This window comes from Hydrogenophaga pseudoflava NBRC 102511 (assembly GCF_001592285.1).
GTDB classification, from domain to species: Bacteria; Pseudomonadota; Gammaproteobacteria; order Burkholderiales; family Burkholderiaceae_C; genus Hydrogenophaga; species Hydrogenophaga pseudoflava.
On the sequence record NZ_BCWQ01000002.1, the window covers coordinates 34,578 to 57,453 of the forward strand.

A 22,876-nucleotide genomic window follows, 5' to 3' on the forward strand; every position below is an offset into this window, starting at 1 on the left:
AGCCAGCACGTGTCTGGCTTTTTTTGTTGAGCAAACATGCTCACTGTGTGGACTGTGCGCCCTTGCCCGGCGGGATTTCTCCGTCATCGGGTGGCGTGAAATCCAGAACTTCAAAATCAATGAGGTTGCCCATGTCCGCGGCCTCCACTGCAGAGATGCCCGTCGATGACGCGAGCCTGGCCGTGGGCTCCACCGGCACCACAACGTCGGGCAGCGATGCTTCGAACGCCGACGCATCGTGCAGCGCATCCAGGTCGATATCCAGGCCAAGACGGGGGGAGGCGTGCGGGATTTCATCCATCGGTTCGGTCAACCGTTCCGAAGCTGCCGCAGAGGACGAAACAGCAGCCATCTTCGGCCCCGCAGCCTTGAGAGGACGAATCGCCGTGTGCTGGAAGTCAGAAGAAGGTGTGCTCGAATCGCGCTGGATCACATCCTTCGCGATGGCGTGGAGGAGCAGGAGCTCACGGTACGCTTCGAGATCAAACACCTCCGACTCGGGATCGGCCGCATCCCTGAAGATGGACTTTTCGATGACATCCAGCACCTTGGGCTGAGGCCACAGTGCCTGAATCCGCCCGAACGCAGTCTCGTAGGCTTCCAGGCCCCGGTTGGAGTCGCTGTACTGATCGAACGGCGGGGCACTTGCATTGAACTGGCGGTTGAACTCTTCGCGCAGCTTCTCGTACTCGTCGCGCCGCCCCAGCCGGTGGTAGAGCTTGAAGAGGTCAAGATACGCGAGCGCACTGGGCTCCTGGCTTTCGTGCAAATGCATCTTGAGGACACCGATCGCCTGGTCAAACTCGCCCAGCGAAACGAAAAAATCCGACTGCTGCTGGACGTCGAACAGTTCTTCCGTAGCGACGGACCGGGACACGCCGATGTGGCTGGTGCGGAAATCGCGGCGCTCGGAAGTGGACAAGGGCATCGCTCCGCTGTCACCAGAACCTTTGCGCACAGGACCCAGTTCGTCCAACCCGGAATCGGCATCCAGATCAAGGTCAAGATCCAATCCTTTGGCCGCCACCTTCCTTGCAGGCTTGTCGGCAGGCACCTTGGCCGCTTTCGCTGCACCAGACGTCCACCAGTCCTTCTGAGGGGTACCCGCAACGCCAATGGCGGTCTTGCGTCGCCACAGCCAGGCCAGTGCTGCCAAAGCAAAAAGCAGCAGCGCCCCCAAGGTGTACGCAGCCCACGACATGAAGCGCGACTGTTCGAGCCTGGCCTCCATGTCCTGCATGGCGGCCTTGTTGCGCGCCTCCCGCTCACGCAAGCCTTTGGATTCGGCCTCCAGGACTGCCAGCTTCTGGGTGTCGCGAAGAATGTCCTCGGGGGATGCGTTCAATGCCTTCCAGAGCTGGGCAGCAGCGGCCCGCTCCTGGGGGTTCGAGGAGGGCTCGCTGAGCAGGGACAGCGACAGTTTGAGAACCGGATCGCGCTCGATCGCGAGACTCACGTCCACAGGGTCCAGCTGGAGCCGCGGGGTTACATCCCTTGCCGGTTCCACCGGCTTGCGCACCACGCTGGCTGGCCTGGGCCTGGAAGCAGAAGCAGGCGCCGTGCTGCGCGTCGGAGCCGCCACAGGAGTACCGCTGCCAGCTGCCGGACCAGCAGACACTCTGGAGCTGCCTGTCGAACCCTCCGCCGGGATGGGCGACGGCTTGGGCACTACTTGTGAACCGGACAACGCAGGCGCTGTTTGCGACGCCGTTGCAGGCTCGGACAGAAAGTCAGCCAGCAGCACATACCGACGGGAGAACGGCGAAGCGCAGCCCGCCCTCAACACCACCGAGACAACGGGTTCGTTCACCGGCACCGTGGTCTGGATCCGCACCGATGCCTCGGCATCGGGTGCGTTGTGCTGCGTCGAGGTGCGCACAGACGAAGGACCCAGCTGGTTGTCACCGAAGAACACATCGGCCTGCAGGCACAGCGCGGACAGATCTTCACCCGGGGCCGCGACGGCCTGCACCCGGATATCAAGAGGCCTGCCAATGAGAACAGCGCCGCTGTGTCGCCCCAAAGTGGCCGCCGAACCGCCCAACGCCGTTGATAGCAAAATAGAGCCAACCAAGATCTGGCGCACGTCACAGCCCTTCCGTTCTTCGTGGCAACATTTTGTCATAGGTCGTTGCCCACCCTTCTTAAATAACACTTTCATATGACCCCAACTTTTCAAACCGTCGGCATCGTGGGTGCAGGCGCCATGGGCCGCGGCATCGCACAGATGGCAGCCCAGGCCGGAAGCGCAGTCATCTTGTTCGATCTGCAGCCCAATGCGGCCGAAACCGCCCGGCAGGCGCTGGCCGACACCTGGCAGAAGCTGGTGGACAAGAACAAGCTCGATGCCGCGCAACGCACCGCCATGCTGGATCGGCTCCGCTGCGCCGATGCCCTTGCTTCGCTGGCCCCCTGCGACCTGGTCATCGAAGCCGTCGTCGAGCGGCTAGATGTCAAACAGAAGCTGTTTTCCGAACTTGAGTCCATCGTTTCCAAACAATCGGTGCTGGCAACCAACACCTCTTCGTTGTCAGTGACCGCCATCGGTGCGGCGCTCCAGCGCCCTCGCCAGCTTGCCGGGTTCCACTTCTTCAACCCCGTGCCGCTGATGCGCGTGGTCGAAGTGATCGCCGGTCTCAAGACCGATCCGGTGGTGTGCGAGCGGCTGACGGCCTTTGCCCGCGAATTCGGGCATACCCCCGTATCGGCGCAGGACACCCCCGGCTTTATCGTCAACCACGCCGGTCGCGGTTACGGCACCGAAGCACTGCGGGTGGCGAGCGAGCGGGTGGCCGATTTCGCGACCATCGACCGCATCCTCAAAGACCAGATGGGCTTCCGGCTCGGTCCTTTCGAGCTGATGGATCTGACCGCCCTGGACGTCTCGCACCCGGTCATGGAGTCGATCTACCGCCAGTACTACGACGAACCACGCTACCGCCCCAGCGTGATCACAGCGCAGCGACTGGCCGGTGGTGTGGTCGGCAAGAAGGTCGGCGACGGCTTCTATACATATAGGGAGGGCATTGCCCAGGTTCCTGCCGAGCCTCCGGTGCCCGAGGTCGGTGCCCTGCCGCCGGTCTGGGTCTCGCCCAAAGCCGCGCGTCGGGCCGAGATCTACCAGTTGCTCAAGAACCTGGGCGCAAGCATCGAAACCGCCCAGGCCCCATCAGCCAGCGCGCTGATCCTGGTGGCACCGCTCGGACTGGACGTGACCACCCTCGCCGCGGTCGAGCGGCTCGACCCCACCCGCACCGTTGGCATCGACATGATGCTGGAGGACGCCGCCACCAAGCGCCGTGTGCTGGCCACCAACCCGGCCACCCGCCCCGACATGCGCGACGCCGCGCACGCCCTGTTCGCCAAGGACGGCAAGGCGGTGAGCGTGGTCAAGGACAGCGGCGGCTTCGTGACGCAGCGCGTCGTCGCCACCATCGTCAACATCGCGGCCGACATGTGCCAGCAGGGCATCTGCACACCCAAGGACCTGGAAGTGGCGGTGACACTGGGTCTGGGCTACCCCATGGGCCCGCTGGCCATTGGCGACAAGGTCGGCCCCACCAATGTGCTGGAGATCCTGTTCAACATGGGCACGGTCTACGGCGATCCTCGCTACCGCCCTTCGCCCTGGCTGCGCCGCCGCGGCGCCCTGGGTCTGAGCCTGATGCACGAAGAGGCCTGAGCATGAGCGCCAGCCTCAAGAGCCACAGCCATGGCCAGACCATGGTGCTCACCATCAGCAACCCGGAACACCGCAATGCCCTGGGTCCGGAGATCTATGCCGCGGGGGTCGAGGCGCTGAACGTGGCCGAGTCCAGCCCGGAGGTGCGTTCGGTGGTGATTGCCGGCGAAGGCAGCCACTTCTGCGCAGGCGGCAACCTGCAGCGCCTGCTGTCCAACCGCCAGCAGCCGCCCGAGGTGCAGGCCCAGAGCATCGAAAGCCTGCACAACTGGATCGAAACCATCCGCGCATTCCCCAAGCCGGTGATCGCCGCCGTGGAAGGCGCCTGCGCCGGTGCGGGCTTCTCGCTTGCGCTGGCCTGCGACCTGCTGGTCGCCGCACAGGACAGCGTCTTTGTGATGGCCTACAGCAATGTGGGTCTGTCCTCCGACGGCGGCGCCACCTGGAGCCTGGCGCGCGCCCTGCCCCGCGCCACCGCGATGCAGTTGCTGATGTGTGGCGACCGCATCGACGCCGCGCGCCTGCAGACCCTCGGCGTGGTCAACCAGGTGTGTGCCAGCGGCGAGGCGATGGCCTCCGCGCTGGCGCTGGCCGAAAAACTCAACTCCCGGGCGCCCAACGCCATGGCCAGCATCAAGGAGCTGGTGAACGAGGCCCAGACCGCGCCGCTGCACACCCAGCTCGCCGCCGAGCGCGACCACTTCGTGCGCAACCTCCACCACGCCAACGGCGGTGAAGGCATCTCGGCCTTCCTTGAGAAGCGCCGCCCCGGCTACCGTTGATCGACAAGCCTGCCGTGCTGCGGTTTTAAAAGCGGCACGGCGACACCTGCGGGACAGCTTCCCCGCGCTATCCCTGATGCTCCCGGCGCGTCCCAGTGGTGACAATGGGGCCGCTTTCAGTCACTCAAAAGACATCCAATGGACGAACCCATTCTGACAATGGAAGAACGCGAGGCGATCAACAACGGTCGCTGGTTCCAGAGTCTTTCCCCCTCCCTGCGTCACGACATTCTCCGATGCGCCTACGTCAAGCGATTCAAGGACGGCGACCTGATCGTCGCCCGCGGCGAACCGCCCACCGAGTGGACGGCGGTCGCCAAGGGTGCGGTGCGTGTCAGCTCGACCTCGCTCTCGGGCAAGCTGATCACGCTGACCTACGTGGAACCCGGTGTGTGGTTCGGGGATGTGGCGTTCTTCGACGGGGACCGTCGCACGCACGACGCCTATGCGCATGGCCCGACCACGCTGCTGTGCGTGGCCCGCAACGATTTCCAGAAGATCCTCAGTGCCCACGTCGAACTGTACGAAGCGCTGATGCGCCTGCAGGCGCGGCGCATCCGAACGCTGTTCGGCCTGGTGGAAGACCTCAACACCCTGCCGCTGCGCGCGCGCCTGGCCAAACAGCTGCTGCACCTGGTGCGCTCCTACGGCGTGCCCTGCCTCTCGGACGGCAACGAGATGCGCATCGGCCTGCAACTGGCACAGGAAGAACTGGCGCAGCTGCTGGGCGCCTCGCGCCAGCGCGTGAACCAGGAACTCAAATCCATGGAGCGCGAAGAAGCGATCCGCATCGAGCAGGGAGGGCTGGTGGTGCGCAACCGCGACATGCTGATGCGCATCGCCGAAGCCGAACACTGACCGTTTTCCTGCCCTCACCGACCGTGACCGAATGAACGACCTCCAGAACTTCACCGGCACACGGCCGGTGGCGGCCCAGCATGCCGTCGACACCGCCGCCCTCCAGGCCTGGCTCGAACGCCATGTCGAAGGCTTCAGCGGCCCCCTGAGCATCGAGATGTTCAAGGGCGGACAGTCCAACCCCACCTACAAACTCATCACGCCGGCGCGTGCCTACGTCATGCGCGCCAAGCCCGGCCCGGTGGCCAAGCTGCTGCCTTCGGCTCACGCCATCGAGCGCGAGTTCCGCGTGATGGGCGCACTGCACGGCACCGGTGTGCCGGTGGCCCGCATGCACGCGCTGTGCGAGGACGAGTCGGTGATCGGCCGTGCGTTCTATGTGATGGAGTGCGTCGACGGCCGCGTGATGTGGGACCAGTCGCTGCCCGATCTGACCAATGACCAGCGCGGCGCCATCTACGACGAGATGAACCGCGTGATGGCCGCGCTGCACAGCGTGCGCCCGGACGCCATCGGTCTGTCCGACTACGGCAAGCCGGGCAACTACTTCGAGCGCCAGATCGGCCGCTGGAGCAAGCAGTACGTGGCGTCGATCACGCAAACCATTCCCGAGATGGACCAGCTCATGGAATGGCTGCCTCGGAACATTCCGGCCATGGCGCGCGACGAATCGATGGTGTCCATCGTGCACGGCGACTACCGGCTGGACAACCTGATGTTCCACCCCACCGAGCCGCGCGTGCTCGCGATCCTCGACTGGGAGCTGTCCACGCTGGGTCACCCGCTGGCCGATTTCAGCTACCACTGCATGGCCTGGCACATCCCGCCCGGCGCCTTCCGCGGCATCGGCGGCCTGGACGTGCAGGCGCTGGGGATTCCGACCGAGGCGGAGTACATCCGCCGCTACTGCGAGCGCACCGGTTTCGTCACGCCCGAACAGCTCAAGGCCGACTGGAACTTCTACCTGGCCTACAACCTGTTCCGTCTCGCCGCCATCTTGCAGGGCATCGCCAAGCGCGTCGAGATGGGCACCGCCTCCAGCGCGCAGGCGGTGTCGTCCGCCGCCGGTGCGCGCCCGCTGGCCGAGATGGCCTGGCGCTTTGCACAGCAGGCCTGACCCCGACTCCAACGTCCCGACCCCACACCCAAGGAACACACCATGCACTTCGATTACACCGACAAGGTCAAGGACATGCGCCAGCGCCTGCTGGCCTTCATGGACGAGCACATCTACCCGAACGAAGGGCGCTTCTTCGCCGAGATCGCGGCCAACCGCGCCAAAGGCAATGCCTGGATCCCGACCACTGTCATCGAGGAACTCAAGCCCAAGGCGCGCGCCGCCGGCCTCTGGAACCTGTTCCTGCCGATGAGCAAGCGGGCACCCGAGGGTCTGTCCAACCTGGAATACGCACCGCTGTGCGAGATCATGGGCCGCGTGCCGTTCGCGGCCGAGGTGTTCAACTGCTCCGCTCCCGACACCGGCAACATGGAAACGCTGGAGCGCTATGCGTCCGAGGAGATCAAGGACGAATGGCTCGAACCCCTGCTGCGCGGCGAGTTCCGTTCGGCCTTCTTGATGACCGAACCCGCGGTGGCCTCGTCGGACGCCACCAACATCCAGTGCGAGATCACGCGCGACGGTGACCACTACGTGCTCAACGGCCGCAAGTGGTGGTCGTCCGGTGCTGGCGATCCGCGCTGCAAGGTCTACATCGTCATGGGCAAGACCGACCCCGAGGCACCGCGCCATTCGCAGCAGAGCATGATCGTCGTGCCCGCCGGCACGCCCGGCGTCACTGTGGTGCGCCCGCTCTCCGTGTTCGGTTACGACGACGCGCCGCATGGCCACATGGAAGTGGTGCTCAAGGACGTGCGCGTGCCGGTGCGCAACCTGCTGCTGGGCGAGGGCCGCGGTTTCGAGATCGCCCAAGGCCGCCTCGGCCCGGGCCGCATCCACCACTGCATGCGCTCCATCGGCGCAGCCGAGCGCGCGCTGGAGTTGATGTGCAAGCGCCTCAACAGCCGCGTCGCCTTCGGCAAGCCGATCTCCGCGCAGTCGGTCTGGCACGAGCGCATCGCCGAGGCCCGCTGCAAGATCGAACAGGCGCGCCTGCTCACGCTCAAGGCCGCCTACATGATGGACACAGTGGGCAACAAGGTGGCCAAGGCCGAGATCGCGATGATCAAGGTGGTGGCGCCCAACATGGCCTGCGAGATCATCGACATGGCCATCCAGGCCCATGGCGGCGGTGGCGTCAGCGACGACTTCCCGCTGGCCTACAGCTACGCCAACCAGCGCACGCTGCGCTTGGCCGATGGTCCTGACGAGGTGCACCGCGCGGCGATTGCCAAGCTGGAGCTGGCCAAACACATGGCCATCAAGAGCGACGTCGAGATGCCGGTGACGCGCGGTTGCTGATGCGCACCAACAAACCGCGCAGAGCCCCCTGGCGACAGGGTATACTTGCTGGCTTGTCGGAGCGTAGCGCAGCCTGGTAGCGCATCTGCTTTGGGAGCAGAGGGTCGCGAGTTCGAATCCCGCCGCTCCGACCATTCTTCAGGACAAAAAAGGCCCACTGCGTGGGCCTTTTTTGTATCCTGTCCGCACCGGCTGCCCGTAGCTCAACCGGATAGAGCAGCTGCCTTCTAAGCAGCAGGTCGGGGGTTCGAGTCCCTCCGGGCAGGCCAGCGATTCCTCCCCAGCGCCCTCCCTTCTGCGCGGCCAACGTCGCATGCAATCACACGAACAACCTGTCCTGCGCGATCTGGTCCTCGTCGGTGGCGGCCACAGCCATGTGGTCGCGCTGCGCATGCTGGCCATGCAGCCCGAACCGGGCCTGCGCATCACCCTGGTCTGCACCGACATCGACACGCCCTACTCCGGCATGCTGCCGGGCTATGTCTCGGGCCACTACAGCTTCGACGAGGTGCACATCGACCTGGGCCGCCTGGCGGCGTTCGCGGGCGCGCGCTTCATCCACGGTGAAGTGACCGGGCTGGACCGCGCGAGCCAGCGCGTGCTGCTCAAGGGGCGGCCCGCCATTCCCTACGACCTGCTGTCCATCAACACCGGTTCCACACCGAATGTGCGTCAGGTCGATGGCGCCCAGGCCCACGCGGTGCCGGTCAAGCCCATCGCCCATTTCAACCAGCGCTGGCTCGACCTGCTGGAGCGCGTGCGCGGCTTGCGCGACCGCTTCACCGTGGCGGTGGTGGGCGGCGGCGCAGGCGGCGTGGAACTGGTGCTGTCCATGCAATACCGGCTGCGCCAGGAGCTGCAGGCCCTGGGCAAGAACCCCGACCTGCTGCAGTTCGTGCTGCTCACCGCGGGCGAGACCCTGCTGCCGACACACAACCCCAGGGTCCGGGCGCGCTTTGCCCACGTGCTGAAGGAGCGGCGCGTGGCGGTGCACACCCGGGCCGAGGTGTCGCAGGTCTCGCCCGGCTGCCTGACCACGCAGGACGGCCGCACCTTCGACGCCGACGAGACCATGTGGGTGACGCAGGCAGGCGGCCCGGCCTGGTTGCAGGGCACGGGTCTGGCGCTGGACGAACACGGCTTCGTCTGCGTCAACGAATACCTGCAGACGCCGGACGACCCGAAGATCTATGCGGCAGGTGATGTGGCGTCTTTCCTGCCACGCCCGCTGGAGAAAGCCGGCGTGTTCGCTGTGCGCATGGGCCGTCCGCTGGCGCGCAACCTGCGCCGGGCCTTGCGCGGCCAGCCCCTGCAGCCCTACCGCCCGCAGAAACACTGGCTGGCGCTGATCTCCACCGGCGACCGCCACGCCGTGGCCTCGCGCGGCCCCATCGGCTTCGCGGGCGACTGGGTCTGGCGCTGGAAGGACCACATCGACCGCCGCTTCATGCGCAAGTTCACCGAGCTGCCCGCCATGGCACCGGCATCACCGTCACAGGCCGCGCCCGCCAGCGGCCTGGTGCTGAACGCCGAAGAATCGCGCCAGGCCATCTCAGCGATCGCCATGCGCTGCGGCGGCTGCGGCGCCAAGGTGGGGGCCAGCATCCTCAGCCGCGCACTCGGCAACCTGCAGCCGGTGCAGCGCGACGACGTGCTGATCGGCCTGCATGCGCCGGACGACGCCGCCGTGGTGCGCGTGCCGCCGGGCATGGCCATGGTGCACACGGTGGACTTCTTCCGCAGCTTCATCGACGACCCCTACCTGTTCGGCCAGGTCGCGGCCAACCACGCGCTGGGCGACATCTTTGCCATGGGGGCCGAGCCCCAGTCGGCCACGGCGATCGCCACCGTGCCGCCCGGCCTGGAGGCCAAGGTCGAAGACCTGCTGCTGCAGATGATGACCGGCGCGGTCGAGGTGCTCAACGCCGCCGGCTGCAGCCTGGTCGGCGGACACACCGGCGAAGGGCGCGAGCTGGCGCTGGGCTTTGCCGTCAACGGCCTGATCGACGAGCGCATGACCGGCGTGATGCGCAAGGGCGGCATGCGGCCCGGCGACGTGCTGCTGCTGAGCAAACCCATCGGCACCGGTACCCTGTTCGCGGCGCACGCGCGGCACGCCGCCAAAGGCCGCTGGATAGACGCCGCGCTGAAATCGATGGTGCTTTCCAACCAGGCCGGTGCGCAGATCCTGCGCGAACACGGCGCCACCGCCTGCACCGACCTCACCGGCTTCGGCCTGCTCGGGCACCTGGTCGAGATGACCCGCCCCTCGGGGGTGGACGCCGAGCTGCAGCTGGGCGCCCTGCCCCTGCTCGACGGCGCGGTGGACTGCGTGAAGGCCGGCATCGTCAGTTCGCTGCAGCCGGCCAACGTGCGCCTGCGCCGTGCGCTGCGCAACGCCGTGGCCTTCGTGGACGACCAACGCTACCCGCTTCTGTTCGACCCGCAGACCGCGGGTGGCCTGCTGGCCAGCGTGCCCGCCGACCGCGCGGCCGACTGCGTCCGCGCGCTGCAGGCGGCGGGCTACCCGCACACCGCCGCCATCGGCCGCATCAGCGCTGCCAGCGACGCGCTCGAACCAGTGGTGCTGAGTGCCTGAGTCCGCCTGGGCTTAGCGGTTCGCTCAGTCCGGCGGCGCCTGCCACTGCTGGATGTCGAACACCTGCCCGCCAGGTGGCACGTCGTCCGGATCGTGTGTGACCAGCACGGTCGGGATGCGCTGGAGCTGGATCTGCTCGAACACGAAGCCGCGGAACTGCGCGCGCAGCGCCGCGTCCAGCCGCGAGAAGGGCTCGTCCAGCAGCAGCGCGCAGGGCTCGGCCAGCAGCGCACGCATCAGGCTCACACGCGCGCGCTGCCCGCCCGAGAGCGTCGCGGGGTCGCGGTCGTGAAAGCCCTCCAGACCGATATCGCGCAGCGTCTGCGCCACCCGCTCGCGCCGGGCGGCGGCGCCGCGCACCGCGGCCGGCAAGGCGAACGCCAGGTTCTGCCCCACACTGAGGTGGGGAAACAGCAGGTCGTCCTGGAACAGGATGCCGATGCCGCGCGCCTCCACCGGCCAGGCGTCACGCCGCTGGCCGTCCAGCCACAGTTCGCCCTGGGCCTGGAACGCCGGGTCCAGATCGCCCACCAGCCAGTTGAGCAGGGTCGACTTGCCCGAGCCCGACGCGCCGGTGAGTGTGACGATGCAGCCCTGCCCGACCTGCAGGTCCAGGCCCGCGATGAGCTCATGGCCGTCCTTGACGATGGTCAGATTTCGAACCTCAAGCATTTCAGCGCAACCCTCGACGGTGTCGACCCGCCCATTGAGACAGCAGCGCTGCCAGACCGAAGCCCAGCAGCGGCAGCACGATTTGCAGCAACGCCTGCGCGGCCAGCACGCGGCGATTGCCGCCGGCGCTCAGCGCCACCGCTTCGGTGGTCACCGTGGCAAAGCGCCCGCCGCCAGCGAACAGCGTCGGCAGGTACTGCGCCACGCTGACCGAAAAACCGACCGCGAGCGCGGCCAGGATGGGTTTGAGCAGCATCGGCCACTTGACGTGCAGACAGGCGCCCAGGGGCGACTGGCCCAGCGCCCGCGCGGTGGTCATCAGCCGCCGGTCGAATGCGCGGTAGGGCCCGATCAGGGTGAGCACCATGTAGGGCAGCACCCACAGCAGGTGGCTCCACAACAGGCCGCCTGCGGTGCCGTCGGCCGGCAGCCGCAGCAGCGCCGCGTACTGCGCCGCCACCAGGGGCAGCGAGGGAATGATCAGCGGCAGATACAGCACGGCGTTGTAGCGCTGCGGCCCCCACTCCAGCCAGACCAGCGCGGCCGGCAGGCACAGCAGCGTGGACGCCGCCGCCAGCCACAGGGTGGTGCCGAACGGCGCCCAGTCGGCCTGCATCCAGGTCTGCAGCGACAGCGCATCGGGCCACAGCGCGGGGAAGAACCAGGTGTCCGCCAGCGACCACAGCAGCAGCACCGCCACCACCGCATAGCCCACCAGAAACAGCGGCTGGTGCAGCCCCCAGCGGGACGGGTGGCTGGCGGGCTGGCGCACACCCGCAGGGTAGCCTGTGCGCCGGACCAGCCCCTGCCATGCCCAGCGGGCGCCCGCTGCGATCAGCAGGAACAGGCCCAGCAGCACCAGCGCCGCCGCCGCCCCCTGGGCTTGCATGGCGGGGTCGGGGTCGGTCAGCCACTGCCAGACCAGCACCGCCAGCGTGGGCGGCGTGCTCGGCCCCACCACCAAGGCCATGTCCACCACCGACAGGCCGTAGGCCAGCACCGCCGCCAGCGGCCAGCCCAGCCGCGGCAGCAGCTGGGGCCACAACACGTGCCGCCATGTCTGGGCGCGGTTGTAGCCCAGCGACCGTGCCACCACCATGTGCCGATGCACCGTCTGCTCGCCCAGCACCGCCACCAGCACCCAGAGCAGGAACCAGCTCTCCTTGAGTCCCAGCGCCAGGGCCAGGCTCAGGCCGAGCGGGTCCTGCACCGTGGTCCAGGCCGGTGGGTCGATCCAGCCCGCCAGCGGTGCCACCGCACGCGCCAGCCAGCCCGAGGGCGAGATCAGGAACAACAGGCCGACGGCAAACGCTGCGTGCGGCACCGACAGCATCAGCGGCAGCCGGCGCTGCATCACCAGCCAGCGCGGCCCTGGGTACAGCGCAGTCGCCAGCCCGGCCGCCAGGACCATGCCCAGCACGCAGCCCAGCACTGCAGACACCAGGGTGGCACGCAGGGCCTGAGGCCATTGGGCGTCGGACCACAGCGCCTGCCAGACCGACAGGTCGAGCGAGGGCGCCAGCGCCCAGTACAGGCCGGGCAATACCGGCCCGAGAATCAACAGCACCGGCAGGGCCGCGAGCCAGGCCCACGCCTGGCTCCAGCGGTATCCCGATGGCACGGAGGGTAAGCCGCGCTGACTCAGCGGGTCCCGTAGCGCTTGAGCCACTCGCTCTCCAGCGCCTCCACCCAGCTGGCGTGGGGCTCGGCCAGCGTGGGCACGGCTTCGGCCAGCGCGCCCGGCGCCGTCTTGCGCATGGCGGTCTGAATCGCTGTCGGCAGCTTGTTCACATCCAGCACGCTGCCGTCGCCCCAGACCGTGATGTCGGCCTTGCGCGCCTGGGCCACGGGCGACAGCAGGAAGTTGGCCACCACCTGGGCCCCGGCGCGGGCCTTGGCATTGACGGGAATGGCCACGAAGTGCACGTTGCCGATGGTGCCACCGGTGAAGCCGAAGCTGTAGGCCGTGGCGGGCAACTGGCGCGAGCTGATCAGGTTGGCGGCCTCGTTCGGGTTGAAGGTGAGCGAGAGCCGGAGTTCGCCATCGGCCAACATGCGGTGCATCTCGGCGGCGCTGGCGGGGAAGGTCTTGCCACTGCGCCAGAGCGCCGGGTGCAGCTGGTCCAGGTAAGCCCACAGCGGCGCGGTGGCGGCGCCGAAGCTGGCGGGGCTCACCGGCGACTGCAGCACCTTGCGGTCAGGCGCCAGCTCGATCAGCACCTGTTTGAGGAACGTGGTGCCGTGGAAATCCGGTGGTTTCGGGTAGCTCACCCGCCCCGGGTTGGCCTTGGCGAAGCTCAGCAGATCGGCCACCGAGCGCGGCGGCGTGGGGGTGCGGGCCTTGTCGGCGATGAAGGTCAGCTGGGCCGTGCCCCACGGCGCCTCGTAGCCCTCGGTGGGCACCGAAAAATCGCTGCGCACCGGCTTGTTCAGGTCCACCGCGCCCCAGTTGGGAAGGGACTCGGCCCAGGGACCAAACAGCAGGCCGCCCTGCTTGAGGTTGCGGAAGTTCTCACCGTTGATCCACACCAGGTCGACCGAGCCGTCGGTGCGCCGGCCGGCCGCCACCTCGGTCTGCACCCGCTTGACCACCTCGGCCGCGTCGGTCACCTTGACGTGCCGCAGCTCCACCCCATAGCGGCCCTTGACCTGCTCTGCCACCCAGGCGATGTAGGCATTGATCGCCTCGCCGCCGCCCCAGGCGTTGAAGTACACCGTCTGGCCCTTGGCCTCGGCTTCGGTCTTGGCCCAGTCGGCGTGAGCAGCGAACGGGACACACAGGCTCAGGGTCAGTGCGGTCAGCGAGAACCATTTCATGCGCGAACTCTCGATAAAACAGTAAATGGAAGGCCAGCAGTCGGGCGGGAGGCCGAAAACTTACAGCCGACACCGACTGTACGGCCTGACCCGGCCAACCGAGCACCCTGTGCCAGGAGGGTTGTGCGTCGATCGGCCGAGAGGCACCCACAAAAAAGCCGCCCGAAGGCGGCTCTTTTGAGGCTTGTCCGCAGATCAGCGGATCACGGCCAGTTCCGAGCGCTTGCCACCCTTGTAGGTGTACAGCGTCAGGGCACCGTTCTTGATGTCGCCCTTCTCGTCGAAAGCGATCTGACCCGTCACGCCCTTGTAGTTGGTTTCCTTCAGCTTCGGCAGGTACTTGGCCGGGTCGGAAGAATCGGCAGCCTTCATGGCTTCGACCATCACCTTGACGGAGTCGTACACGTACGGTGCGTACACCTGGACGTCGGCGTTGAACTTGGCCTTGAAGTCGGCCTTGAACTTCTCCATACCCGCCTTGGCTTCACCTTCCACGCCACCGGCTTCCGCGCAGTAGACCTGCTCGTCGGACATGCCGTCACCAGCCAGATCGACCAGGCCGGAAGAGCAGATGCCGTCGCCGCCCATGAACTTGGCCTTGATGCCGAGCTGCTTCATCTGCTTGAGCATCGGGCCAGCCACGGCGTCCATGCCGCCGAAGAACACGATGTCCGGCTTCTTGGCCTTCAGCGTGGTCAGGATGGCGTTGAAGTCGGTGGCCTTGTCGTTGGTGAATTCACGACCCACGACCTTGCCGCCAGCGGCCGTCACACCCTTCTCGAACTCGTCGGCCACACCCTGGCCGTAGGCGGTGCGATCGTCGATGACCGCAATGCTCTTGCCCTTGAGGGATTCCACAGCGTACTTGCCCAGCGTGCCACCCAGGTGCACGTCGTCGGCCACCACGCGGAACGCACCGGCGTAGCCCTGGCGGGTGTACTTGGGGTTGGTGGCGGAGGGAGAGATCTGGGGAATGCCAGCGTCGTTGTAGATCTGGGACGCGGGGATGGTGGTGCCCGAGTTCAGGTGACCGATCACGCCGTTGACCTTGGCGTCCACCAGCTTTTGAGCGGCGGCCGTGCCCTGCTTCGGATCACCAGCGTCGTCTTCGGCCAGCAGCTCGAACTTGGCAGGCTTGCCTCCGATGGTCAGACCAGCGGCGTTCAACTCTTCGATGGCCATGCGTGCGCCATTTTCGTTGTCCTTGCCGAGGTGGGCGATGGCACCGCTGGTGGGACCGACGTGACCGATCTTGATGACGCCGTCATCTGCTGCGGGCGCAGGAGCGGCAGCAGGTGCCGGGGCAGCAGCAGGAGCGGCGGCCGGAGCTGCCTCTTCTTTTTTGCCGCAGGCGGCCAGAACGACGGCTGCGGAAATGACGGCCAGTTTCAGGTTCAGTTGCATAGGTATCCTCGGAAAGGAATGAATTTTGGAATGCGGAGGGAACTTTTCTCCACATCCATAAAGATACTCCAAATCGTTGCGCAGAGGACGCTGCATCAGGGCTTGCACAAATCGCTTCAAGGGTTTGCCCCAGTGAGCATCATTCCAACGCATGCACCATAAGCACACCGCATGCAAGGCAAACGACCATCCATCACGCCACGGACCCGGACAGGTCGTGGGCCGTGGGCTCAACGCCCGCCTGGCGGTAGAGCCGCCACCGCTCCCGACCCTTCTCCCTGCCTCCTGGTTCCGAGCCCACCACCTCGATGATCCGCGGCACAACACCCACACCGCAGAGGGCCTGATCCGACAGATTGACCAGCACATCCACCAGCCCCCACTCGGGCTCATGCTCGCCCAGCACGATGGGCGAACGGCGGCGGACGTGCTCTGCAGATCCGCTTCTTGCATGCGGCACAAACTCACCTTGCGCCATGAGCCAGAGAGCCCTGTCGAGCGGGTCGATGGACGACGCTCCGCCGAGCACGTACACGCGGGAGCCCTTGAGGTAGGCCTTGCGCAGCAGCCTGCAGAGGTAGACCGTCCGGTCTCCGACGTTCAGGTGAAACGCGACCTCGGTCATGCCTTGCGGGATGTCCTGCCGCCTGAGCGCGACTTCTTGGACGCTCCGGTCTCGCCCTGGAGATCGCTGAGGTACTGCAGCAACAAGGGAACCGGTCGCCCCGTCGCACCTTTGCTGGTGCCGCTCTTCCAGGCCGTCCCTGCGATGTCAAGGTGCGCCCAGGGCATTTCCGCCACGAACTTCTGCAGGAACTTGGCCGCGGTGATCGCACCACCCGCCCGTCCGGCCACATTGCCCATGTCCGCGAAGTTCGACTTGAGGCCTTCGGCGTATTCGTCGTCCAGCGGGAGCCGCCAGCAGAGATCCATTGACCGATCTCCCGCCGCGAGCAGTGCGTCGGCCAGGTCGCTCCGGTTGGCGAACATGCCAGACCGGACCGCCCCGAGAGCGATCACGCAGGCACCCGTGAGCGTGGCAATGTCGATCACGCAACGCGGTTTGAACCGCGCGGCATAGGTCAGTGCATCGCAAAGAATGAGCCGGCCTTCCGCGTCGGTGTTGAGGATCTCGATGGTCTGTCCGCTCATGCTGGTGACCACGTCCCCGGGTTTGACCGCGCTGCCGTCCGGCATGTTCTCGCAGCTCGGAATGATGCCCACCACGTTGACCTCGGGCTGCAGCTCGGCCAGCCCGGCGAAGGTGCCCAGCACGCTCGCAGCCCCACCCATGTCGAATTTCATCTCGTCCATCTCGGCCGCAGGCTTGATCGAGATGCCGCCGGTATCGAAGGTGATGCCCTTGCCCACCAGCACCACCGGCGCACTGCCTTTGGACCCGCCCTGGTAGTGCATGACGATGAACCGCAGCGGCTGGGACGAGCCCTGCGCCACCGCCATGAAGGCGCCCATGCCCAGAGCCGCCACTTCCTTGGGCCCGAGCACCTCGGTCCTGATGCGGGGCTTGCGCCCGAGCTTGCGCGCGGCCTCGGCCAGGTGGCTGGGCGTGGCGTGGTTCGCGGGCCGGTTGGCCCACTCCTTGGCCAGCTCGATCCCTGCAACCTGGGCCAGACCGAAACGGAAGGCAGGACGCGCCACGGCGACGTCGCTCACACCGACGATCACCTGCCGGATCGCGCGAGCGGTGGCCGAAGGCTTGGTGGTCACATAGGCGTAGGTGCTGTCCGCCACCGCCACCATGGCGCTGTGCACCGTGGGCTGGTCGTTCGCCATCCCGCTGAGCAGCACAGCCACTTTCTTCACACTGGACGACTTCAGGCCCGACATCGCCGCCGTGACCGCCTTGCGGACCGCAGCGGGCGAACAGTCGCCAGTGCGTGCCAGCACCACCCTGACCGGTTTGAGCCCCTGGGGCCGGTAGACCGACAGGCACTTGCCCACCCCGGTTTCAAGATCTCCCCTGCGGGAGGCGTCCCGCACCAGCTCGCTCAGGGCGTCGGTGCCGTCCAGGCCCTGGGTGTCGTCGGGCACCAGCACCACCAGTGCGTCCACCGCGAGCTGGCTTGCCTGAACCAGGGAAAGGGCTTTGAGTTCGAAGTCCATAATCGTGTCTTTCCTGTTTGATTCGATGTTATTCCATTCATCCATCCGCACCGAACTGGCACGCAGTTTCGGCGCCACCCTGGTGGTGCTCTTCACCATCGTGCTGACGGTGCTGCTGATCCGCACGCTGGGACTGGCCTCGCGCGGCAGCGTGAACCCGGAAGAAGTCATGCTGGTGCTGGGCTACACGGTGCTGGGCTACACGCAGACCATCCTGACGCTGGCCCTGTTCATCGCGATTGTCTCCACGCTCTCCCGCATGTACCGCGAGAGCGAGATGATCATCTGGTTCTCCAGCGGGCGCTCGCTGGGGGGATTTCTCAGTCCGGTGATGAGGTTCGCCTGGCCGGTGCTGCTGGTGATCGTTCTGATGGTGCTGTTCGTCTGGCCCTGGGCCAACCAGCAGACCGCCGAACTGCGCAACCGGTTCGAAAACCGCGGCGACCTCCAGCGCATCGCCCCGGGTCAGTTCCAGGAGTCGTCCAGCGGCCGGCGGGTGTTCTTCATCGACAAGGACACGGCCGACGGCACCGAAGGTCGCAACGTGTTCATCTCCAGCATCGAGAAGAACGGCAACGAGACCGTCACCTCGGCGGTGTCCGGCCGCATCGAGTGGCAGGGTGACCGCCAGTTCCTGATGCTCAACAACGGCCAGCGTCTCGAAAGCGACCCGAAGACCGGCCGCATCAAGGTCAGCCAGTTCGAGCAGTACGGGGCACAGATCGGCGCCTCGTCCTCCTACATCCGCGGCGGCCAGGCGCTCAAGGCGCGCAGCACCCTCGCGCTCATCCAGGACCCCACGCCCGCGCACATGGGTGAACTGGGCTGGCGCATCGGTGTGGCCCTGACGGCCTTCAATCTGGTCTTGTTGGGGGTCGCAACCACGGTCAGCAACCCCCGCGCAGGCCGCAGCGGCAACCTGTTGTTCACGCTCTTTGCCTTCATCGTGTACTTCAACCTGCTCAACGTCGGGCAGCGCTGGGTCACCGCCGGACAGGTCAGCTGGCTGACGCTGACCGTCCTGCTGCACGGCTCGGTGTTCCTGTTCAGTGCCCTGTGGCTGGCCAAGCGCCACCACAACATCCACTGGCGCACCTGGTTCAGCCAGATCGCACGTGGCGGCGCCGCGGGGGCATCCGCATGAAAACGATCCGCCGACTGATCTACGGTGAGGTCCTGATCGCCACCGGCTACGTGCTGCTGGCCTTCCTGTCGCTGTTCTTCTTCTTCGACTTCGTCGAGGAGCTGGCGGCGATCGGCCAGCCGTCCCGCCTGGACCCCAAGGTCACCTACGAGCTGACGCACGCCATGCTGTATGTGGCGCTGCTGATGCCCAGCCGCATCTACGAGCTGCTCCCGATATCGGTGCTCATCGGCTCGGTGGCGGTGCTGGCGCGCCTGGCCCAGAGTTCCGAATACACCATCCTGCGCACCAGCGGCCTGGGGCCGTGGAAAGCGCTGCGCACGCTGCTGGGCCTGGGCCTGCTGTTTGTCGCGCTCACCTTCGCGGTCGGGGACTATGTGGCCCCCATTGCCGACAAGACGGCGCAACTGCTCAAGGCCCGGTACCAGGGCAAGCTGAGCCTGGGCCAGACCGGCGCCTGGCTCAAGGAGCGGCAGGCGCACAGCAACTTCTCGGTCAACGTGGGGTCGCTCTCCCCCTCCGGTGAGCTGGGAGAAGTCCGCATCTTCGAGTTCGACAACCAGGGCCTGCTGGTGTCCACGGTGCAGGCCGAGCAGGGCCGGATCGAAGGCCACGGTACCTGGACGCTGAACAATGCGGTACGAAGAGAGTTTGATGTGGCGGGCCAGCTGTCGGCCCGGATCGTGCGCAGCCAGCACGAGTCGTTCGCCTGGCCCAGCGCGATTTCCGCGGAGATGGTGTCGGTGGCGCTGCTCAAGCCAGACCGCATGCGCACGACCGATCTTTACGCCTACGTCCAGCACCTGGAGGCCAACGGCCAGACCGCGCAGCGTTACGAAATCGAGTTCTGGCGCAAGGTGTTCTATCCACTCTCCTGTCTGGTGATGGTGGTGCTGTCCCTGCCATTCGCCTATCTGCATTTCCGCAGCGGCGGCATCACCGGCTACGTGTTCGGCGGCGTGATGATCGGCATCAGCTTCTTCCTGCTGAACAACGTTTTCGGCTACATCGGCAACCTCAACCACTGGCGCCCCTGGCTGGCGGCTGCGTCTCCGGCCATCATCTATTCGTTCCTCTCGCTGGGTGCGTTTGGCTGGCTGGTGCTTCGGAGGTAGCCATGCTGGGCGTCATCGTTTTTGCGCATGGGTCTCGCGACCCGCTGTGGCGGGCGCCGGTCGAATCGGTGGCGCGGCAGATCTGTGACGCCGACCCGGCGGTCCGGGTGGCCTGCGCCTATCTGGAGCTGAGCGAACCCGACCTCCCGACCGCCGCCGCGCAGCTGGTGAGCCAGGGGGTGTCCCGCATCCGGGTGCTGCCCCTGTTCTTCGGCATGGGCAAACACGCCCGCGAAGACCTTCCGCTGCTGGTGGAGCAGCTCGCACTCACCCATCCAGGCGTTCGCTTCGAACGCCTGGCCACCGCCGGCGAAGATCCCCGCCTGACCGCACTGCTCGCACAGATTGCGCTGGAACCTGCCCGATGAACCTGCACCAGTTCCGCTTCGTCCAGGAGGCGGTGCGCCGCAACCTGAACCTGACCGAAGCCGCCAAGGCGCTGCACACCTCGCAGCCCGGCGTTTCCAAGGCCATCATCGAGCTCGAAGAAGAGCTGGGCATCGAGATCTTTGCCCGCCACGGCAAGCGCATCAAGCGCATCACCGAACCCGGCGTGCAGGTGCTCAAGAGCATCGAAGTGATTCTGCGCGAGGTCAACAACCTCAAACGCATCGGCGAGCAGTACGCAGCGCAGGACAGCGGCACGCTGTCCATCGCGACCACCCACACCCAGGCGCGCTACGTGCTGCCCGGACCGGTGGCCAAGCTGCGCCAGGCCTATCCCAAGGTGGCCGTCAGCCTGCACCAGGGCTCACCCGACCAAGTCGCGAAGATGCTGATCGAAGAGGTCGCGGAAATCGGCGTGGCCACCGAGTCGCTCACCAACTACCCCGATCTGGTCACCCTGCCCTGCTACGAATGGCAGCACGTGCTGGTCTTCCCCTACGACCACCCGCTGGTCGCGCAGGAGCGCATCACGCTGGAAGACCTGGCCCATGTGCCACTGATCACCTACCACCCGAGCTTCACGGGCCGCACCCGCATCGACCAGGCCTTTGCGCTGCGGCACCTGCGGCCCAACATCGTGCTCGAAGCCATCGATTCGGACGTGATCAAGACCTACGTGAAGCTGGGCATGGGCGTGGGTATCGTGGCCGAGATGGCGATGCAGGGTGACAACGCGACCCCCGACCTCGTGGCCCGCCCCGGCGCGCAGCTGTTCGGCCACAACCTGGCCCGCGTGGCCTTCAAGCGCGGCAGCTACCTGCGGCAGTTCGTGCTGCGCTTTGCCGAGCTGCTCAGCGACCGGCTCTCGCGCGACCTGATCCTGCGCGCCATGGCCGGCAACTCCGACGAATACGACATCTGAAGCCATGGACACCGCCACCGCCCCCCGCACGCCGCCGCTGACCTCCCGCCTGCCCGCCGTCGGCACCACCATCTTCACCGTCATGTCGGCGCTCGCCGCCGAGGTCGGGGCCGTCAACCTGGGCCAAGGTTTCCCTGACTTCGACTGCGACCCGGAACTGGTCAACGCCGTCACCCTGGCCATGCAGGCCGGCCACAACCAGTACCCGCCCATGCCCGGTGTGCCGGCGCTGAGACAGGCCATGGCCGCGAAGATGGAAGCGCTGTACGGCCTGCGCTGCGACCCAAACACCGAGATCACCGTCACCGCCGGCGCCACCCAGGCCATCCTGACCGCCATCCTCGCTGTGGTGCACCCGGGCGACGAAGTCATCGTGCTGGAGCCCTGCTACGACAGCTACGTGCCCAACATCGAACTGGCCGGTGGCAAGGTCGTTCGGGTGCCACTGGTGCCGGGCACGTTCCGGCCCGACTTCGATGCCATCGCCGCCGCCATCACGCCACGCACCCGTGCGCTCATGATCAACAGCCCGCACAACCCCAGCGGCCAGGTCTGGAGCGCCGAGGACATGCGCCGGCTCGACGAACTGCTCGCGCCCACCGACGTGCTGCTGATCAGCGACGAGGTCTACGAGCACATGGTCTACGACGGCCAGCAGCACCAGAGCGCTGCACGCTTCCCCGGCCTGGCGGCGCGCGCCTTCATCATCAGCAGCTTCGGCAAGACCTACCACGTCACCGGCTGGAAGGTCGGTACGGTGGTCGCACCTGCGCCGCTGACGGCCGAGTTCCGCAAGGTGCACCAGTTCAACGTGTTCACCGTGAACACGCCCATGCAGCACGCGCTGGCCGCCTACATGGCCGACCCGGCGCCCTACCTGCAATTGAGCGATTTCTACCAGCGCAAGCGCGACCTGTTCCGGGAAGGTCTTGCACAAACGCGCTTTCGCCTGCTGCCCGGCCAGGGCACCTACTTCCAGTGCGTGGGCATCGAGAACCTGGCGGTGGCGGAACGCGACCTGCCCGAAGGCGAGTTCTGCCAGTGGCTGACGCGCGAGATTAGCGTGGCCGCCATCCCCCTGTCGGCGTTCTACGGCAACGGCTTCGACCAGAAGGTGGTGCGCTTCTGCTTTGCCAAGAAGGACGACACACTGAAGGCCGCGCTGGAGCGCCTGGCCCGCCTCTGACGCAGCGCGTCAGCAGCGGATCGGGTTGCGGCAAAAGCGCTCCAGCTCCCGCACCGTGCTGCGCCCGGCCACGGGCTGGCGTGCCTTGGGGCCCACGTCCAGGCTCAGCTTCATCTCGTACTTGCGGAAGAACTCGTCGAAGAGTTCACCGCCCAGCGTGCCGGTCGCGGTCAGGGTGTCCGCACGGGCATCGTGCTCCAGCAGCACGGCGCACAGCGGTTGCTCCGCCGGCCCGCCCAGCACCTGGGCACCGCGCGCCGGGTCGTACTGGCTGTGGTCGGCGCAGCAGTGGATCAGGTCGTTGCCATGGCTGGGCGTCTTGGGGTTGAGCACTGGCCCCTTGCGGAAACTGATGAAACTCAGGTCCCTGGTCGGATAAACCAGCTGGTGGGCACAGATGGCGCTGAACGCCACCAGGCTGCGGCGCGGCCCCACTCCTCCGGGCCACTGGTAGTCCTGCTGGCCCTTGGTCTTGAGGGACAGCGGCATCGCCGCCTTGCCCAGGTCCAGCAGGAACACCGGCGTGGCCTCGAACGGGTAGTGGAAGACGTAGTTCGTCTGCAGTTTCAGCTGCGAGGCCTTCACCGGATCGCCCAGCTCGTCGACGAGCAACGCCGCGGCGTAGCGACGCGGCGTGGCTTGCGCCGCCCAACTGCCCGTCCCGAGGGTGGTGGCCAGCACACCCGCGCCCAGCGCACAACCTTCCACGAAGTCACGCCGATCCATGGACACCTCCATGCGAAGAAGGCGCCAGTGAAGCGCATG

General features: G+C 66.6%; 19 protein-coding genes and 2 tRNA genes. 13 read left to right on the plus strand and 8 right to left on the minus strand.

The features are described 5' to 3' along the window. Positions 1-40: 40 nt before the first annotated feature. A complete protein-coding gene (locus HPS01S_RS03050; protein ID WP_157576057.1) occupies positions 41-2,086 on the minus strand; it encodes a type IV pilus assembly protein FimV in 2,046 nt (681 codons plus the stop codon). 75 nt (positions 2,087-2,161) lie between these two features. Between HPS01S_RS03050 and HPS01S_RS03055 the strand changes: the two genes are divergently transcribed. The 8 genes from HPS01S_RS03055 to selD all read left to right on the plus strand — a co-directional run bounded on the left by HPS01S_RS03055 (position 2,162) and on the right by selD (position 10,340). Then, entirely contained in the window at positions 2,162-3,682 is a 1,521-nt protein-coding gene (locus tag HPS01S_RS03055; protein ID WP_066151077.1) for a 3-hydroxyacyl-CoA dehydrogenase, read from the plus strand. Between the two features lie 2 nt (positions 3,683-3,684). Next, positions 3,685-4,464, plus strand: coding sequence for an oxepin-CoA hydrolase, alternative type (locus tag HPS01S_RS03060; protein WP_066151080.1), 780 nt, complete (start codon positions 3,685-3,687; stop codon positions 4,462-4,464). Between the two features lie 138 nt (positions 4,465-4,602). Beyond that, positions 4,603-5,322 carry a Crp/Fnr family transcriptional regulator gene (locus tag HPS01S_RS03065; RefSeq protein ID WP_066151083.1) on the plus strand — a complete coding sequence of 240 codons (720 nt, stop codon included), beginning with the start codon at positions 4,603-4,605 and terminating at the stop codon, positions 5,320-5,322. 31 nt (positions 5,323-5,353) lie between these two features. After that, on the plus strand, positions 5,354-6,439 hold the full coding sequence (locus tag HPS01S_RS03070; protein WP_066151086.1) for a phosphotransferase family protein: 1,086 nt from the start codon (positions 5,354-5,356) through the stop codon (positions 6,437-6,439). Between the two features lie 42 nt (positions 6,440-6,481). After that, positions 6,482-7,741 (plus strand): acyl-CoA dehydrogenase family protein, encoded by a 1,260-nt coding sequence (locus HPS01S_RS03075; RefSeq protein ID WP_066151089.1) that lies wholly within the window; start codon positions 6,482-6,484, stop codon positions 7,739-7,741. Between the two features lie 57 nt (positions 7,742-7,798). Further along, positions 7,799-7,875: transfer RNA gene (locus tag HPS01S_RS03080), tRNA-Pro, on the plus strand. Positions 7,876-7,933: 58 nt separating this feature from the next. Further along, positions 7,934-8,010: transfer RNA gene (locus HPS01S_RS03085), tRNA-Arg, on the plus strand. A gap of 44 nt (positions 8,011-8,054) precedes the next feature. Continuing rightward, positions 8,055-10,340, plus strand: coding sequence for a selenide, water dikinase SelD (gene selD, locus HPS01S_RS03090; RefSeq protein ID WP_066151092.1), 2,286 nt, complete (start codon positions 8,055-8,057; stop codon positions 10,338-10,340). 24 nt (positions 10,341-10,364) lie between these two features. On the opposite strand, the gene HPS01S_RS03095 is transcribed toward selD, so the two are convergent. The 6 genes from HPS01S_RS03095 to HPS01S_RS03120 form a co-directional block, all read right to left on the minus strand. Beyond that, on the minus strand, positions 10,365-11,012 hold the full coding sequence (locus HPS01S_RS03095; protein WP_066151095.1) for an ATP-binding cassette domain-containing protein: 648 nt from the start codon (positions 11,010-11,012) through the stop codon (positions 10,365-10,367). Between the two features lies 1 nt (position 11,013). Then, complete coding sequence (locus HPS01S_RS03100) at positions 11,014-12,633, minus strand: ABC transporter permease (protein WP_157576059.1); 1,620 nt, start codon at positions 12,631-12,633, stop codon at positions 11,014-11,016. Between the two features lie 20 nt (positions 12,634-12,653). Further along, positions 12,654-13,829 (minus strand): ABC transporter substrate-binding protein, encoded by a 1,176-nt coding sequence (locus HPS01S_RS03105; RefSeq protein ID WP_066151102.1) that lies wholly within the window; start codon positions 13,827-13,829, stop codon positions 12,654-12,656. A 195-nt stretch (positions 13,830-14,024) separates the two neighbouring features. Continuing rightward, entirely contained in the window at positions 14,025-15,233 is a 1,209-nt protein-coding gene (locus tag HPS01S_RS03110) for a branched-chain amino acid ABC transporter substrate-binding protein (RefSeq protein ID WP_066151105.1), read from the minus strand. Positions 15,234-15,426: 193 nt separating this feature from the next. Then, positions 15,427-15,858 (minus strand): DNA polymerase III subunit chi, encoded by a 432-nt coding sequence (locus tag HPS01S_RS03115; protein ID WP_066151108.1) that lies wholly within the window; start codon positions 15,856-15,858, stop codon positions 15,427-15,429. Further along, positions 15,855-17,357 carry a leucyl aminopeptidase gene (locus HPS01S_RS03120; protein ID WP_066151112.1) on the minus strand — a complete coding sequence of 501 codons (1,503 nt, stop codon included), beginning with the start codon at positions 17,355-17,357 and terminating at the stop codon, positions 15,855-15,857. The genes HPS01S_RS03115 and HPS01S_RS03120 overlap by 4 nt, the downstream gene beginning before the upstream one ends. Positions 17,358-17,382: 25 nt before the next feature. On the opposite strand from HPS01S_RS03120, the gene lptF reads away from it, so the two are divergent. The 5 genes from lptF to HPS01S_RS03145 are packed head-to-tail and all read left to right on the plus strand — an operon-like array spanning position 17,383 to position 22,111. After that, positions 17,383-18,501 (plus strand): LPS export ABC transporter permease LptF, encoded by a 1,119-nt coding sequence (lptF, locus tag HPS01S_RS03125; protein ID WP_066151778.1) that lies wholly within the window; start codon positions 17,383-17,385, stop codon positions 18,499-18,501. After that, positions 18,498-19,616: an LPS export ABC transporter permease LptG gene (gene lptG / locus HPS01S_RS03130; protein ID WP_066151115.1), complete on the plus strand. Its 1,119-nt coding sequence runs from the start codon at positions 18,498-18,500 to the stop codon at positions 19,614-19,616. The genes lptF and lptG overlap by 4 nt, the downstream gene beginning before the upstream one ends. Before the next feature lie 2 nt (positions 19,617-19,618). Further along, entirely contained in the window at positions 19,619-19,984 is a 366-nt protein-coding gene (locus HPS01S_RS03135; protein ID WP_066151118.1) for a sirohydrochlorin chelatase, read from the plus strand. After that, complete coding sequence (locus HPS01S_RS03140; RefSeq protein WP_066151121.1) at positions 19,981-20,925, plus strand: CysB family HTH-type transcriptional regulator; 945 nt, start codon at positions 19,981-19,983, stop codon at positions 20,923-20,925. Before HPS01S_RS03135 ends, HPS01S_RS03140 begins: the two co-directional genes overlap by 4 nt. A gap of 4 nt (positions 20,926-20,929) precedes the next feature. After that, entirely contained in the window at positions 20,930-22,111 is a 1,182-nt protein-coding gene (locus HPS01S_RS03145; protein WP_066151124.1) for a pyridoxal phosphate-dependent aminotransferase, read from the plus strand. A 9-nt stretch (positions 22,112-22,120) separates the two neighbouring features. On the opposite strand, the gene HPS01S_RS03150 is transcribed toward HPS01S_RS03145, so the two are convergent. Continuing rightward, complete coding sequence (locus HPS01S_RS03150) at positions 22,121-22,837, minus strand: twin-arginine translocation signal domain-containing protein (protein WP_066151780.1); 717 nt, start codon at positions 22,835-22,837, stop codon at positions 22,121-22,123. Positions 22,838-22,876: the final 39 nt, after the last annotated feature.